This window comes from Streptomyces sp. NBC_00236, from assembly GCF_036195045.1.
GTDB lineage: Bacteria > Actinomycetota > Actinomycetes > Streptomycetales > Streptomycetaceae > Streptomyces.
On sequence record NZ_CP108100.1, the window covers coordinates 798,595 to 810,886 of the forward strand.

A 12,292-nucleotide genomic window follows, 5' to 3' on the forward strand; every position below is an offset into this window, starting at 1 on the left:
TTGTCCGGTTCCTCCTTGGCTCGGAGCGGTGCCGTGCGTCAGGATCATCGCCATGGACCTCCTGAACACGCTGGTGGACAAGGGGCTGCGGCGCGAGCTGCCGACCCGTGAAGAAGCGCTCGCCGTACTGGCGACCCCGGACGACGAACTGCTCGACGTGGTGGCCGCGGCCGGAAAGGTGCGCCGTCAGTGGTTCGGACGGCGGGTGAAGCTGAACTACCTGGTCAATCTCAAGTCAGGGCTCTGCCCCGAGGACTGCTCGTACTGCTCCCAGCGGCTGGGATCCAAGGCCGAGATCCTGAAGTACACCTGGCTCAAGCCCGACGAGGCGTCGAAGGCGGCTGCGGCGGGAGTCGCCGGTGGCGCCAAGCGCGTCTGCCTGGTCGCGAGCGGCCGGGGGCCGACCGACCGGGACGTCGACCGGGTGTCGCAGACCATCGCGGCGATCAAGGAACAGAACGAGGGCGTCGAGGTGTGCGCGTGCCTCGGCCTGCTCTCCGACGGCCAGGCCGACCGGCTGCGGTCGGCGGGCGCCGACGCCTACAACCACAACCTCAACACGTCCGAGGGGACGTACGGGGAGATCACGACCACCCACACCTACGCCGACCGGGTGGAGACGGTCCACCAGGCACAGGCCGCCGGTCTCTCCGCCTGTTCCGGGCTGATCGCCGGCATGGGGGAGAGCGACGCCGACCTGGTCGATGTGGTCTTCGCCCTGCGTGAGCTGGACCCGGACTCGGTGCCCGTCAACTTCCTGATCCCGTTCGAGGGCACTCCGCTCGCCAAGGAATGGAATCTGACACCGCAGCGCTGTCTGCGCATCCTGGCCATGGTCCGGTTCGTCTGCCCGGACGTGGAGGTACGGCTCGCGGGCGGTCGCGAGGTGCATCTGCGTTCGATGCAGCCGCTGGCCCTGCATCTCGTCAACTCGATCTTCCTGGGCGACTATCTGACCAGTGAGGGCCAGGCGGGGCAGACCGACCTCGACATGATCGCGGACGCCGGCTTCGAGGTCGAGGGTGCGGGTACGACGACGCTCCCCGGCCACCGGGTGGACGCCGGCGGTGGCTGCGGTTCCCACACCGGCGGGTGTGCGCCCTGCGGCGACGGCCCGGAGGCGGACACCGCTCCCGCGGAAGCCGCCCTCACGGAAGGCGACGGGGACCGGGCGGCGCGCACGGACCTGGTGACGGTCCGCCGTCGCGGCGCGGGCACGGATCTCGCTCCCAATGCCTGAGCCGCTCTCCGCCGCCGGACTCCGGGCGCTGGACCGGGCCCATGTCTGGCATCCGTACGGCCCCATGCCGGGCCGGCAGGAGCCGCTGGTCGTGGAGTCCGCGTCCGGTGTGCGGCTCCGGCTGGCCGAACCGGCCCATGGGCAGCACGAGTTGGTCGATGGGATGTCGTCGTGGTGGTCGGCGGTGCACGGGTACAACCACCCGGTGCTGAACGAGGCGGCACGCGACCAGCTGGACCGGATGAGTCATGTGATGTTCGGCGGGCTCACCCACGAGCCCGCCGTGCGGCTGGCCGCCAAGCTGGTCGAGATCACACCGGAACCGTTGCAGCATGTCTTCCTCGCCGACTCCGGCTCGGTGTCGGTCGAGGTGGCCGTGAAGATGTGCCTCCAGTACTGGCGATCCGCCGGACGGCCGGCCAAGCAGCGGCTGCTGACCTGGCGCGGCGGGTACCACGGCGACACCTGGCAGCCGATGTCGGTGTGCGACCCCGAGGGCGGCATGCACGAGCTGTGGTCGGGAGCGCTGCCCCGGCAGGTCTTCGCCGACGAGCCGCCGGCCGGTTACGACGCGGAGCCGGACGCCGCGTACGTGACGCATCTGCACGAGCTGATCGCGCACCACGCCGACGAGCTCGCTGCGGTGATCGTGGAGCCCGTGGTGCAGGGGGCGGGCGGCATGCGCTTCCACTCCCCCGCGTACCTGCGTGTCCTGCGCGAGGCCTGCGACGCGCACGATGTGCTGCTGGTGTTCGACGAGATCGCCACGGGCTTCGGACGGACGGGCAGGCTGTTCGCAGCCGAGCACGCCGGGGTCTCGCCCGATGTGATGTGTGTGGGCAAGGCTCTGACCGGCGGCTACCTGACGATGGCGGCGACGCTGTGCACGACCGAGGTGGCCGAGGGCATCTCGCGAGGTGAGGTGCCGGTGCTCGCCCACGGGCCGACGTTCATGGGCAATCCGCTCGCCTCCGCGGTGGCCTGCGCCTCGATCGACCTGTTGCTCGGCCAGGACTGGGAGCAGGAGGTCAAGCGGATCGGGGCCGGTCTCCGGGACGGTCTGGCGCCGGCAGGGGAACTGCCCGGGGTCCGCGAGGTGCGGGTTCTGGGCGCGATCGGCGTCGTCCAGCTCGATCACGAGGTGGACATGGAGTCCGCGACCCGGGCGGCTGTGCGCGAGGGCGTCTGGCTGCGGCCGTTCCGCGACCTCGTCTACACGATGCCGCCGTACGTCACCGGTGACGACGATGTGGCGCGGATCTGCCGCGCCGTGTGCGCTGCGGCGCGGGAGGGCTGAGATGAGCGTTCTGGTGGTGACCGGCACGGGCACCGAGATCGGCAAGACGATCGTGACCGCGGCAGTCGCGGCGGCCGCCGCGGGCCGTCGGGTGGCCGTGCTCAAGCCGGCCCAGACGGGCCTGGAACCGGGCGAGCCGGGTGACGCCGCCGAGGTGGCGCGGCTGGCAGGCCTCCATGTGACGGCGGTCGAACTGGCCCGCTTCCCGGAACCGTTGGCGCCCGCGACCGCTGCTCGCCGGGCCGGGATGGCACCGGTCCGTCCGTACGAGATCGCCGAGGCCGCCGAAAAGCTGGCGACGGAGCACGATCTGGTGCTGGTGGAGGGTGCGGGCGGCCTGCTCGTACGGTTCGACGACGACGGCGCGACCCTGGCGGACGCGGCACGGATGCTGGCGGCACCGGTCCTGGTGGTGGCACCTGCCGGGCTCGGCACACTCAACTCCACGGCGCTGACCTCGGAAGCCCTCCGGGCCCGCGGGCTGGGCTGTCTCGGGGTGGTGGTCGGCAGCATGCCCGCCGAGCCGGACCTGGCGGAGCGGTGCAACCTGTCGGACCTCCCGGTGGCGGCGGGCGCCCCGCTGCTGGGTGTGGTTCCGGCGGGCGCGGGAGCTCTCGCCCCTGCCGACTTCCGCGCCCGTGCCGGGAGTTGGCTGGCCGAGCGGCTGGGCGGCAGCCGGCCGCAGGACTGACCGGCGTACGGCACAGGACGGGGTGCGCCTCAGGGGGCAGAATCGAAGGAGCCGAACCTTTCCGGCCGAGCGGGCCCGCGGGGCGTCACCCGTCACCCGGCCCGCGCGGACCGGCCCCTGTCGAGGAGGTCCGTCATGCGGTTGCGGAACACGAAGATCCCGAAGGACGCGGTGCACCACCCCGTATTCGCCCGTTTCTATGCCCGGATGAGCGTGGCCGCGGAATCCGCGGCGGGCATGGCCGGGGTACGGGCCGAGCTCCTGTCGGGACTGTCCGGGCGGGTCATCGAGATCGGAGCGGGCAACGGCCTGAACTTCGCCCACTACCCACCCGCGGTGTCCGAGGTGGTCGCCATCGAACCGGAGCGCACGCTGAGGCAGTTGGCGGTGCGGTCCGCGCTGCGTGCCGGCATCCCGGTGGACGTCGTGCCGGGTACGGCGGAGGCGCTGCCGGTGAAGAGCGAGGCGTTCGACGGGGCCGTCGCCTCCCTCGTGCTGTGCACCGTACGCAACGTGCAGCAGTCGCTGGCGGAGATCCGACGGGTGCTGCGCCCGGGCGGTGAACTGCGCTTCTTCGAGCATGTGCGGGCCGACGGCCGGGCCATGGCGGCCACCCAGCGCGCGCTGGACGGGACCTTCTGGCCGCTGGTGTCCGGTGGCTGTCACACCTCGCGCGACGCTCTCGCCGCCATCGAGGCGGCCGGGTTCGTGGTGGAGACGTACCGGAAGGTCGACATGCCGGAGTGCGGCATCAGGCTTCCCACGTCCTCCTGCGTGCTCGGTGTGGCCCGACGCTCGACGGTCGTGGACCGGGGGCCGCAGGGGCTCCGCTGACCGGCGGGTCGCGGGCTCGCGGGCTCGCGGGGTCGCGGCGGCTCGAACCCCGTCGGGCGCCGGTGCTTCGCGGCCGCCCCCTCCACGTCATGCGATCCCGGGCGCGTCACGGGCTCCACCGGCCGTTCATCGGCAGCATCCCGGGCGCGTCACAGGCTCCACTGGCGCAGTTCGTCGGCGATGGCCCGGACGTCCGCCTTGCCCTCCTTGACCAGCAGGGCCAGATCGCGCACCTGTTCCGGCGAGGTGATGACCTTCAGGCCCGACGCGACGAGATAGCCGTAGGCGACGGCCGAAGCGAACATCGCGTTGGAGCGCTCCAGCGCGGGCACGTGCAGCAGCAGTTGAAGCAGCGCCGCGGCCCTGGAGTGGGGGTCGCTGTAGACCGCGCTGCCGAAGATCTCCGCCTCGTGCCGCGCGACCGCGGCTACCAGCGCGCCCCAGTCGGTGACCTGAGGATCGCCGGGTGTCTTGTGCTCGGCGACCATGAGCAGCCAGGAAAGGTGGATCCGGAGGTTCAACGGGTGCCTTTGCGCTCCGGGCCGAACTCCTCGGCGAACACCGATTCGTACTGCTTCATGAAGTCGGCGGCGGCCTCGACGAAGGTGTGGCCGACCTCGCCCGCGTCCTGTTTGACGAGTTCCTCTATGTAGCGGTTCACGCTCATCCCCCTCTGGAGCGCGCGCTGCCGCGCGGCCTCGGCGGTGGCCTCGTCCACTCGAACGTTCAGCTGCGTCTTGGGCACTCCCCCACGCTAGCGCGGGAGCGCTAGCACCGGCAAGAGGAACGGGGCCCGGCAGAGCCCCGGGCGGCCTTCCGGAACCTTCCCTCCGGACCGCCCGCGGTCACCTCGCACCCCCGCCACCTGGCATGTCTCCGCCGTCCGCCGGCCCGGGCGCGCGGGCGTCGTGACACGTACCGTCGAAGGATGAGCGACGGATACCCCACCCGGCCGCCCTCTTCTCCGAACAAGTGGTCATAATTCCTGGTCAGGAAGCCGAAGTCCGCGCAGTCGGCCATGTCCTGGCGGCGAACGCCCGTAATCGCCTGCGAATGCCTGCCAACCGACCAGATCTCGCGACGACTCATGGAGTGCACATTGAGTACGACGTTCCGTTCCCGTATCACCGCCCGGCTCGGGCGCACCTACCTGGCCAGGATCCAACGGCACGGAATCGGCTCCTCCACGATCAAGCTGCTGCCGGAGGAACTGCTCATGCTCCTGCGCCGCGACGGTCTCGATCCCGTGCGCCGGGTTGCCACGACCCGGGCGAGTGCCCCGGTGTCCAGAGTTTCGCTGCCGTTCGGCATGGATGCCTGGGTGGTCACCGGCTACGAGGAGTCGAAGGCCGTGCTCGGCTCCGCCGAAGGATTCAGTACGGACTTCGCCCATCTCGCGGGCAACGCCGGGATCGCCGCCGAGCAGAGCCCGGGCGGGCTCGGGTTCAGCGATCCGCCGGTGCACACGCGGCTGCGCCGCATCCTGACGCCGGAGTTCACCATGCGCCGGCTGCGGCGGCTGGCACCCCGGATCGAAGCCATCGTGGAGGAACGTCTCGACGCGATGGAGGGCGCCCGTGGCCCGGTCGACCTGGTGCACGAGTTCGCACTGCCCGTCCCCTCGCTCACCATCTGCGAACTGCTGGGCGTGCCGTATGCCGACCGGCACGACTTCCAGCAACTGGCCATGGACCGCTTCGATCTCTTCGGCGGGACGACCGCACCCTTCGGCGCCATGTCCGCGTCGCTGGACTACTTCAGGGACGTGGTCAGGGCGCAGCGGCGAAACCCGGGGGACGGACTGCTCGGCATGATCGTGCGGGAGCACGGCGACAGCGTCGACGACGAGGAACTCGCGGGTCTCGCCGACGGAGTGCTCACCGGCGGATTCGAGACGACGGCGAGCACGATCGCACTCGGCTCACTCGTCCTGTTGCAGAACGACGAGGTCCTGGACCGGCTGCGTACGGACGACACGATGACCGCACCGTTCGTCGAGGAGGTCCTGAGGTATCTCTCCGCGGTCCAGATGGCCTTCCCCAGGTTCGCCCGTGAGGACATCGAGATAGCCGGCGTGGTCATTCCGCGCGGCGACATGGTGCTCTGCTCCCTGAGCGGTGCAAACCGCGATCCGGCGTACGTCTCGGACGACGGGGGCTTCGACCCGCACCGCACCACCCCGTCCGGCCACCTCGCCTTCGGCCACGGCATCCACCGCTGCATCGGGGCCGAGCTGGCACGCATGGAACTGCGCGTCGCCTACCCGGCGCTGGCCAGGCGGTTTCCCGGCATGCGGCTCGCCGTCCCGCCGCAGGAACTCGGCTTCCGGAAGCTGTCGATCGTCTACGGCATCGAGTCGCTCCCGGTGTACCTGAGCTGAGGCGGGTCGCTCCCGGTGCACCTGAGCCGAGGCGAGTCGCTCCCGGTGTACCTGAGCCGAGGCGAGTGACTCGGTGTACTCCGCCGAGCGGTGTCGCTCCCGGTGCACTGCGCCGGGAGGGATTGCGCCCGATGTACCCATGCTGAGACGGACTCCGCCCGACGCTGCCGAGCCGGTGCTCCCGAGCCGGGACGGGACGGACTGCGCCGGCGCGCGTGGGACGCGCGTACGAACGGAGTCGAAATTCGGTCGCCCGCCGGGACGACGCTCTGCTTGGCTCGCCCTATGAGCGATCTTCACATCCGCTGTGCCGGCCTCGACGACATCGACGGCGTGCTGCGGTTCTGGCCCGAGGCCGCAGAGGGTACGAGTATCAGCGACGACCGCGACGGGGTGTCCCGGCTGGTCCTCCGGGACCCGGAGGCCCTGCTTCTGGCGGAACGGGACGGCCGGCTCGTGGGCACCGTCATCGCAGGCTTCGACGGCTGGCGGTGCCACGTCTACCGGCTGGCCGTGCATCCCGCGTTCCGTCGGCAGGGCATCGCCACGGCGCTGCTGGAAGCGGCTGACGCCCGTTTCACGGCGCTCGGCGGCCGCCGGGCCGACGCCATGGTCCTGGAAGCCAACGAGCGCGCACAGCACGCATGGGCCGCCGCCGGCTACCACCGGGAGGACCACTGGCGCCGCTGGGTGAAGCCGCTCTGACAGCGGGTGGGGCGGGGAGCCGTCGGATCCGGACCGAGGTCCGGGAGTCCGGGCACCTTCCCGGCCTCGCCACTTTGCCGATCCTTTACTATGGGTGCTCCCCCTGTCGATTCCTTTTGAAAGGTGTGAGCGTCCGCCCATGGGCGAGCCTCCCAGTAGCCGATATCGCCGAGATCGAGCGATCCTCCTCCCCCTGCCCGATCATGGGACGGAGGTGAACCGATGACCGAAGTGCTTCTGCTGCTCGTGGCCGTACTGCTCTCGCTCGCCTGCGGCGCCTTCGTCGCGGCGGAGTTCTCCCTGACCACGGTCGAGCGCGGCCAGCTCGAGCGCGCTGTCGAGCGGGAGGAACGCGGCGCAGCGAGCGCCATGAAGGCGGTACGCAGCCTCACCTTCCAGCTCTCCGGGGCCCAGCTGGGCATCACCGTCACCAATTTGGTCGTCGGCATGCTCTCCGAATCGTCCATCGCGAAACTGATCCGCGGCCCGGTCGAGGCCGTCGGGCTGTCATCCGGCGTCGCGTCCTCCGTGGCCCTGGTGATCGGCACCGCCCTGTCCACCGTGTTCCTGATGGTGGTCGGCGAGCTCGTACCGAAGAACTGGGCCATCTCCTCGCCGCTCGCCGTGGCGAAGACGGTGGCCACCCCGCAGCGGGCCTTCACCGCGCTCTTCCGGCCCTTCATCAGCCATCTCAACAACACGGCCAACCACATCGTGCGCCGCTTCGGCCTCGAACCGGCCGAGGAGCTGGCATCCGCCCGCAGTCCGCAGGAGCTGGTGGCCCTGGCCCGGCACTCCGCCAAGGCGGGCGCGCTGGAGGCCGACACGGCGGAGTTGTTCGTCCGCACCCTCAATCTGGCGGAGCTGACCGCGGAGAACGTGATGACGCCGCGGGTACAGGTCACCGCACTGGACGTGCAGGCGACGGCAGAGGACGTCGCCAACGCCACCCGGGCCACCGGACTGTCCCGGTTCCCCGTGTACCGGGGCAGCCTCGACACCGTCGTCGGCGTCGCCCACATCAAGGACGTACTGGCGATCCCCGCCGAACAGCGCCCTCGCAAACGGGTCTCGGACATGCTGCGCGAGCCGCTGCTCGTGCCGGAGACCCTGACCGTGGACCGACTGCTGGACCGCCTCTCCGGCAAACTCGCGATGGCGGTCGTCATCGACGAGTACGGCGGCACGGCGGGTGTCGTGACACTGGAGGACATCGTCGAGGAGGTCGTCGGCGAGGTGCGGGACGAACACGATCCGCACGAAACCCCGGATCTGGCACCGGCCGGCGAGGACGCCGACGGACGCACCCTGTGGTCGGCCGACGGCGCTGCCCGCACCGACCAGCTGGAGAGGATCGGACTGCGCGTGCCGGACGGACCGTACGAGACCCTCGCCGGACTGCTGGCCACGGAGGTGGGCCGCATCCCGGCCGTGGGTGATTCGATCGAGCTGGCCGGCTGGCGCCTCGACGTGGTGGACGCCTCAGGGCGGCGCGCCGCACGGGCGCTGCTGCACGCACCGCTGCCCGGTTCCGACGAGCCGTCGGAGGATGAGCGATGACCGCCGTACAGCTCTTCATCGGTCTGCTGACCCTGGTCGTGAACGCCTTCTTCGTCGGTGCGGAGTTCGCTCTCATCTCTGTGCGGCGCAGCCAGATCGAACCGCAGGCCGAGGACGGGAACCGGAGGGCGCGCAGCGTCATCTGGGGTCTCGAGCACGTCTCGGCACTGCTCGCGGCGGCCCAGCTGGGCATCACGCTGTGCACCCTGGTCCTGGGTATCGTCGCCGAACCCGCCATCGCCCATCTGCTGGAGCCCGTCTTCGACGCCGTGGGAGTGCCGCACGGGCTGGTCCACCCGATCTCGTTCGTGATCGCGTTGTCGGTGGCGACCTACCTCCACATGCTGCTCGGCGAGATGGTGCCGAAGAACATCGCGCTGGCCGAACCCGTGAAGACCGCGTTGCTGCTCGGGCCGCCTCTGGTCACCCTGGCCCGAGCGCTGCGCCCGGTGATCTTCGCGATCAACGCCTTCGCCAACGCCTTGCTGAAGCTGTTGAGGGTGGAGACGAAGGACGAGGTGTCCGCCACCTTCTCCGACGATGAGCTGGCCCGGCTCGTCAAGGACGCCGGCGACGCAGGGCTGGTCGACGACCGCGCGGCCGAGCGGCTGCACCACGCCCTGGAGCTGGGGCGCAGGCCGGTGCGCGATGTGGTGCTGCCGGTGGACCGGGTGATGTACACGCGGGTCGGGACGACACCCGAGGAGCTGGAGCGTCTGTCTTCCGAGACCGGATTCTCGCGGTTCCCGGTGATGGACAGCGAGCAGCGGATCCTTGGCTACCTGCATGTGAAGGACGCCCTGGACGTCACACCCCGCGACGTGCCCTTCCCGGTGACGGCGATGCGGCCCATCGCCCGGGTACGGGCGGCGACACCGCTCGACGACGTGCTGACGGCGCTCCGGCGCAGCCGCACGCACCTGGCCGCCGTCCTCGACGAGGACGACCGGCTGGCCGGCATGGTGACGATGGAGGATGTGCTCCGCGAGCTGGTGGGCCGGCCCCAGCCGCGCTGATCCCGACCCGGCAGGCGCGGTCCCGCCCCCTTCCCGGGGTGCGGGACCGCGCCTGCCGCCGTGTTCGGGAGAGGGCCGGCCGCACCGCGATACGATCGCAGGGCCATGGAAATGAATGCTGAATACACCAGTCTCGTCGCAGTGGGCGATTCGTTCACCGAGGGCATGTCGGACCTGCTGCCCGATGGTTCGTACCGGGGCTGGGCCGACGTTCTCGCCACCCGGCTGGCCACCCGCACCCCCGGATTCCGGTACGCCAATCTCGCCGTGCGCGGAAAGCTCATCGGCCAGATCGTGGACGAGCAGGTGGACGTGGCGGCCGCCATGCAGGCAGACGTCGTGACGCTGGTGGGCGGTCTCAACGACACCCTGCGGCCCAAGTGCGACATGGGCATGGTCCGTGGCCGGCTGGAGGAGGCCGTGGAGCGTCTCGCCCCCTCGTGCAAGAAGCTGGTCCTGATGCGCAGCCCCGGTCGCAACGGGCCGGTGATGGAACGCTTCCGGCCGCGCATGGAGGAGCTGTTCGCGCTGGTCGACGACCTTGCCGCGCGGCACGGTGCGGAGGTCGCCGACCTGTACGGAGCACCGGTTCTGGGCGACCCAAGGATGTGGGACGTGGACCGGCTGCACCTCACCGCCGAGGGTCACAGCCGGGTGGCGGAGGCCGTCTGGCAGACGCTCGGACTGCCTCCGGAGAACGACTGGCAGGCGCACCCGGCCGCCACGTCCCCGCCGCGCTGGACCTCCCGGCGCGTGGACGACGTGCGCTTCGCCCGCCGGCACCTGCTCCCGTGGATAGGGCGGCGTCTGACCGGGCGCTCCTCCGGCGACGGGCGTACGGGAGCACAGTTCAGCGCCGAGCTGGGGCGGGCCTTCTGGGTCACTCCCGTGAACGCCGAGGCCCCGGGCCCCGTGGCCACGTGGCGACGGGTCGACACGGTCGAGTAGCCGGCCCTCGGGGGCACAGCTGCGAGCCCGCCCCAGCCAAGGAGTCGAGGGCAACGACTGCCCGCTGCCCGCCGACCCCACCGCCGCTCCGGCCCCGGCACCCGCACTCGTAGCAACGCACAAACCGGGGGCGGCGCCGACCTGCACAAACCGCCAGTAGAATCTGCACACGTGACTGCTGTGTCTGCGAAGCCTCGCATCCCCAATGTCCTGGCCGGCCGCTACGCCTCTACGGAGCTGGCTGTCCTCTGGTCCCCCGAGCAGAAGGTGAAGCTGGAACGTCAGCTGTGGCTGGCGGTGCTGCGCGCCCAGAAGGACCTCGGGATCGAGGTACCCGACGCGGCCCTCGCAGATTACGAGCGCGTCATCGATCAGGTCGACCTGGCCTCGATCGCGGAGCGCGAGAAGGTGACCCGGCACGACGTCAAGGCCCGCATCGAGGAGTTCAACGCCCTCGCCGGCCACGAGCAGGTCCACAAGGGAATGACCTCCCGGGACCTGACGGAGAACGTCGAGCAGCTCCAGATCCGGCTGTCGCTGGAACTGATGCGCGATCGCACGGTGGCAGTCCTGGCCCGGCTGGGCAGGCTCTCCGGTGAGTACCGCGAACTGGTCATCGCGGGCCGGTCCCACAATGTCGCGGCGCAGGCCACGACCCTCGGAAAGCGATTCGCATCGGCGGCGGACGAGCTGCTGGTGGCCTACGGGCGCCTCGAGGACCTGCTGGGCCGTTACCCGCTCCGCGGGATCAAGGGCCCCGTCGGCACCGCCCAGGACATGCTCGACCTGCTGGGCGGAGACGCCGGGAAGCTCGCCGAGCTGGAGCAGCGCATCGCCGGGCACCTCGGCTTCGCACAGGCCTTCACTTCGGTCGGCCAGGTCTACCCCCGCTCGCTCGACTACGACGTGGTGACCGCGCTGGTACAGCTGGCCGCGGCGCCTTCCTCCGTCGCGAAGACCATTCGGCTGATGGCCGGCCACGAACTGGTGACCGAGGGCTTCAAGCCGGGCCAGGTCGGCTCGTCCGCCATGCCGCACAAGATGAACACCCGCTCGTGCGAGCGCGTCAACGGCCTGATGGTCATTCTTCGGGGTTACGCGTCGATGACCGGTGAGCTGGCGGGCGACCAGTGGAACGAGGGCGATGTGTCCTGCTCCGTGGTCCGCCGGGTGGCCCTGCCGGACGCCTTCTTCGCATTCGACGGTCTGGTGGAGACCTTCCTCACGGTGCTCGACGAGTTCGGCGCTTTCCCCGCCGTGGTCGCTCGCGAGCTGGACCGCTACCTGCCCTTCCTCGCCACGACCAAGGTGCTGATGGGCGCGGTTCGCGCCGGTGTCGGCCGTGAGGTCGCCCACGAGGCCATCAAGGAGAACGCGGTCGCCTCCGCTCTCGCCATGCGTGAGCAGGGCACGGAGCGCAACGAGCTGCTGGACAAGCTGGCGGCGGACAAGCGCATCCCGCTCGACCGCGCGCAGTTGGATGAGCTCATGGCCGACAAACTCTCCTTCACCGGTGCGGCGGGCGACCAGGTGACCGCCCTGATCGGCCGGATCGAGGAGATCACCAAGCAGCACCCGGAGGCGGCCGGTTACACGCCGGGCTCGATCCTCTGATGCGCCG

12 protein-coding genes are annotated in these 12,292 nt (G+C 70.6%); 10 read left to right on the forward strand and 2 right to left on the reverse strand.

Annotated features, from left to right (window positions below):
* Positions 1-52: 52 nt before the first annotated feature.
* The 4 genes from bioB (at position 53) to OG446_RS03445 (ending at position 4,062) form a co-directional block, all read left to right on the forward strand.
* Positions 53-1,240 (forward strand): biotin synthase BioB, encoded by a 1,188-nt coding sequence (gene bioB, locus OG446_RS03430; RefSeq protein WP_328892617.1) that lies wholly within the window; start codon positions 53-55, stop codon positions 1,238-1,240.
* Positions 1,233-2,537 carry an adenosylmethionine--8-amino-7-oxononanoate transaminase gene (locus OG446_RS03435; protein ID WP_328892618.1) on the forward strand — a complete coding sequence of 435 codons (1,305 nt, stop codon included), beginning with the start codon at positions 1,233-1,235 and terminating at the stop codon, positions 2,535-2,537. Before bioB ends, OG446_RS03435 begins: the two co-directional genes overlap by 8 nt.
* A 1-nt stretch (position 2,538) precedes the next feature.
* Positions 2,539-3,228, forward strand: coding sequence for a dethiobiotin synthase (gene bioD, locus OG446_RS03440; protein ID WP_328892619.1), 690 nt, complete (start codon positions 2,539-2,541; stop codon positions 3,226-3,228).
* 135 nt (positions 3,229-3,363) lie between these two features.
* Positions 3,364-4,062, forward strand: a complete 699-nt coding sequence (locus OG446_RS03445) for a class I SAM-dependent methyltransferase (protein ID WP_328892620.1) — start codon at positions 3,364-3,366, stop codon at positions 4,060-4,062.
* A gap of 149 nt (positions 4,063-4,211) precedes the next feature.
* Here OG446_RS03445 and OG446_RS03450 read toward each other — a convergent pair whose 3' ends face one another.
* Both OG446_RS03450 and OG446_RS03455 read right to left on the reverse strand, forming a co-directional pair.
* Complete coding sequence (locus tag OG446_RS03450) at positions 4,212-4,583, reverse strand: fic family toxin-antitoxin system, toxin component (RefSeq protein ID WP_328892621.1); 372 nt, start codon at positions 4,581-4,583, stop codon at positions 4,212-4,214.
* The gene (locus OG446_RS03455) at positions 4,580-4,807 is read right to left on the reverse strand and encodes a hypothetical protein (RefSeq protein WP_030921856.1); all 228 of its coding nucleotides are present in this window, start codon (positions 4,805-4,807) and stop codon (positions 4,580-4,582) included. Before OG446_RS03455 ends, OG446_RS03450 begins: the two co-directional genes overlap by 4 nt.
* Positions 4,808-5,149: 342 nt before the next feature.
* Here OG446_RS03455 and OG446_RS03460 point away from each other — a divergent pair, with 342 nt between their 5' ends.
* The 6 genes from OG446_RS03460 (at position 5,150) to purB (ending at position 12,285) form a co-directional block, all read left to right on the forward strand.
* Complete coding sequence (locus tag OG446_RS03460) at positions 5,150-6,442, forward strand: cytochrome P450 (RefSeq protein ID WP_389258036.1); 1,293 nt, start codon at positions 5,150-5,152, stop codon at positions 6,440-6,442.
* Positions 6,443-6,727: 285 nt separating this feature from the next.
* Positions 6,728-7,147 (forward strand): GNAT family N-acetyltransferase, encoded by a 420-nt coding sequence (locus OG446_RS03465; RefSeq protein ID WP_328892623.1) that lies wholly within the window; start codon positions 6,728-6,730, stop codon positions 7,145-7,147.
* A gap of 222 nt (positions 7,148-7,369) precedes the next feature.
* On the forward strand, positions 7,370-8,707 hold the full coding sequence (locus OG446_RS03470; protein ID WP_328892624.1) for a hemolysin family protein: 1,338 nt from the start codon (positions 7,370-7,372) through the stop codon (positions 8,705-8,707).
* Complete coding sequence (locus OG446_RS03475) at positions 8,704-9,723, forward strand: hemolysin family protein (RefSeq protein WP_328892625.1); 1,020 nt, start codon at positions 8,704-8,706, stop codon at positions 9,721-9,723. Before OG446_RS03470 ends, OG446_RS03475 begins: the two co-directional genes overlap by 4 nt.
* A 105-nt stretch (positions 9,724-9,828) precedes the next feature.
* Positions 9,829-10,671 (forward strand): SGNH/GDSL hydrolase family protein, encoded by an 843-nt coding sequence (locus tag OG446_RS03480; protein WP_328892626.1) that lies wholly within the window; start codon positions 9,829-9,831, stop codon positions 10,669-10,671.
* Positions 10,672-10,842: 171 nt separating this feature from the next.
* Positions 10,843-12,285: an adenylosuccinate lyase gene (purB, locus tag OG446_RS03485; protein WP_328892627.1), complete on the forward strand. Its 1,443-nt coding sequence runs from the start codon at positions 10,843-10,845 to the stop codon at positions 12,283-12,285.
* Positions 12,286-12,292: the final 7 nt, after the last annotated feature.

What these genes read in the sequence shown, in the direction of transcription:
- bioD (WP_328892619.1), top strand. Translation starts at nt 2,539, where the DNA reads ATGAGCGTTCTGGTGGTGACCGGCACGGGCACCGAGATCGGCAAGACG.
- OG446_RS03480 (WP_328892626.1), top strand. Translation starts at nt 9,829, where the DNA reads ATGGAAATGAATGCTGAATACACCAGTCTCGTCGCAGTGGGCGATTCG.
- OG446_RS03435 (WP_328892618.1), top strand. Translation starts at nt 1,233, where the DNA reads ATGCCTGAGCCGCTCTCCGCCGCCGGACTCCGGGCGCTGGACCGGGCC.
- OG446_RS03470 (WP_328892624.1), top strand. Translation starts at nt 7,370, where the DNA reads ATGACCGAAGTGCTTCTGCTGCTCGTGGCCGTACTGCTCTCGCTCGCC.
- OG446_RS03475 (WP_328892625.1), top strand. Translation starts at nt 8,704, where the DNA reads ATGACCGCCGTACAGCTCTTCATCGGTCTGCTGACCCTGGTCGTGAAC.
- OG446_RS03460 (WP_389258036.1), top strand. Translation starts at nt 5,150, where the DNA reads ATGGAGTGCACATTGAGTACGACGTTCCGTTCCCGTATCACCGCCCGG.
- bioB (WP_328892617.1), top strand. Translation starts at nt 53, where the DNA reads ATGGACCTCCTGAACACGCTGGTGGACAAGGGGCTGCGGCGCGAGCTG.
- OG446_RS03465 (WP_328892623.1), top strand. Translation starts at nt 6,728, where the DNA reads ATGAGCGATCTTCACATCCGCTGTGCCGGCCTCGACGACATCGACGGC.
- OG446_RS03445 (WP_328892620.1), top strand. Translation starts at nt 3,364, where the DNA reads ATGCGGTTGCGGAACACGAAGATCCCGAAGGACGCGGTGCACCACCCC.